The sequence below is a fragment of the Paenibacillus rhizoplanae genome (genome assembly GCF_042684125.1).
Lineage (GTDB): Bacteria > Bacillota > Bacilli > Paenibacillales > Paenibacillaceae > Paenibacillus_AQ > Paenibacillus_AQ rhizoplanae.
Genome location: NZ_JBHUKY010000086.1, coordinates 1 through 2,573, shown reverse-complemented (window position 1 = coordinate 2,573; position 2,573 = coordinate 1). Strand labels below are relative to the sequence as shown.

Sequence of the window (2,573 nt, the reverse complement as noted above, 5' to 3'; positions counted from 1 at the left end):
CAGGTCCAGCAGGCGATGAATCTGGAAACCGGCCCGCTGATGCAGCTGGGATTGTTCCGGACAGGCAGCGGCGATCATCTGCTGATTGCGATCCATCACCTTGTTGTAGACGGGGTGTCCTGGCGGATTCTGTTGGAGGATTTCGCGGCGGGATACGAGCAGCGGCTGCACGGGGAACCTGTCGCGCTGCCGGGCAAAACGCATTCGTACCGGACATGGTCGGAGTGGATGGGAGTCTATGCACAGAGCCGGGAGCTGCTCAGAGAAGCCAATTATTGGCGGCAGGAGCAGAGCGCCAACGTGCAACGGCTCCCTAAAGACATGGAAAGCAGCGAAGCCCGTACGATCGGAAGCAGCGCAATTGCGGCGATTAGCTTAAGCGAGACGGAAACGAAAAACCTGCTGACGGGAACGCACCATGCGTACAGGACGGAAATAAACGACGTGCTGCTCGCGGCGCTCGGTTTAACGATGCAGGAATGGACGGATCATGAGAAGCTGGCCATTCACCTGGAGGGCCACGGCCGGGAAGAAGTATTGGACGACGTGGACGTGACGAGAACGGTAGGTTGGTTTACGAGCATTTATCCGGTCGTCTTTGAATTGAAGAAGGCGGAAGGGATAGCCTACTGGGTTAAATCGTTCAAGGAGAAGCTGAGAGGGATTCCGAACAAAGGCGTGGGATACGGTGCACTGAAGTATTTGACGCCAGCGGAGAACAGCGGAATTGAAAGCGGGATGGCGCCGGAAATCAGCTTTAACTACTTGGGACAATGGGATCGGAAATTGAATGTGGGCGCCATGTCAATGTCCGAACTTTTCGCAGGGACTTCAATGAGTCCACAGTCGGAACGGGCATATGCGCTGGACATTATCGGGAACGTGATCGACGGAAAACTGACGCTGAGCGTGACGTACGACCAGCAGGAGTACCAAGAAAGCACGATGCAAGCCTTGCTGGTCAATTACAAGAAACAGCTGCTTTCGATCGTCGTGCATTGCATGCAGCAAAGCGAGACTGAACTGACCTCGAGCGATGTGGGCAGCGAACAAGTGACGCTTGCCACTTTCGATAAACTTCGGGAGCAACTGGCAAGCAGCGGCAGCGGCGAGATGGTTTCCATATACCCGCTGTCTCCGATGCAAGAAGGCATGTTGTTCCAAGCGCTAAGGGAACCGCAGTCGTCCGCGTATTTCGAACAATTGTCGTTTACGATTCAAGGGTCGCTGCACGAAGCCCATCTGGAGAAGAGCCTCTCCCTTTTGATGGAACGGCACGATATCTTTCGAACGGTGTTTATGTACGAGGAATTGGAAAGACCGTTGCAAATCGTTCTTGAGAAGCGCTACCCTTCGATCAAATTCGAGGATTACACAGGGTTAACGGAAGATGAAATCGAGCACCATGTGGAGCAGTTCAAGCAATCGGATCGAGAACGAGGGTTCGATCTCACGAAAGATGTACTATTGCGGATTGCTGTATTGAAGACGGGAGAGAGCCGGTACGAGATCATTTGGAGCAACCATCATATCTTGATGGACGGCTGGTGCATGGGCAATGTGGTCAAAGAGTTCTTCTATATGTACGCGCAGCTTTGCAGCGGCAAAGCGATCGATGTGCCTGCCGTGAAGCCCTATATCCACTTCATCAAGTGGCTGGAAGAGCAGGATCGCGAAGAAGCGCGGGGCTACTGGAGAGATTACTTGGCGGGATATGAGCAGCGGACGTCGATGCCTGCAAGTGGCAATTCTTCTGCCAATGGGGCGTACGAGCTGGAGGAAATTCATCATTCGTTCTCGGAGATATTGACCGAGCGTTTGGCACAATTGAGCAAACGCCATCAGGTTACGATGAACAGCATGATGCAGACGGCATGGGGGATGTTGCTGCGCAGCTACAATAATACCGATGACGTGGTATTCGGCGCGGTTGTGTCGGGGCGCCCTGCGGAAATCGACGGCGTCGAGAACATGGTAGGGCTGTTTATCAACACGGTGCCGGTTCGGCTAAGCCCGAACGAAAATGCGGATACGTTCATCGAAACGGTCCAACGGTTGCAGCAACGAGCGCTCGATTCGGAGAAGGCCGGATACATCTCTTTGGCCGAGATTCAAGCACAATCGGATCTGAAACAAAACTTGATCGATCATCTATTTGTGTTCCAGAACTATCCGGAAGTCTATGACATAAGCGGGCAATCCGATGATCAGGATTTTCAGATCACTGATTTCCGAGGATTCGAGCATACCAATTATTCGTTAAGCGTCATGATGTATGTGCAGTCGAACCGGCTCGGCATTAAAATCGATTTCAATGCCTCGGAACACTGCAAAGATACCATCGAACGAGTCATTAGTCATTTGGAGACCATTCTGGAGCAAGTGGCGGCACGGGCGGACTTGCGTCTGGGCGAGATCGAGCTGGCTGGGGAAGAAGAGAAACATCAACTGCTGACGGTGTTTAATGATACGAAGACGGAGTATCCGAAGGACCAAACAATCCACGCGCTGTTCGAGCAGCAGGTGAAGCAGACGCCGAAAGCTATGGCCGTCGTATTCGAGTCTGAACGGTT

1 protein-coding gene is annotated in these 2,573 nt (G+C 52.8%); it reads left to right on the top strand.

Going from position 1 to position 2,573, the window contains the following annotated elements; genetic code table 11:
* Positions 1-15: 15 nt before the first annotated feature.
* Positions 16-2,573, top strand: a 2,558-nt coding sequence (locus ACFSX3_RS30450; RefSeq protein ID WP_379313664.1) for a condensation domain-containing protein, incomplete at its 3' end; no start/stop codon positions are given.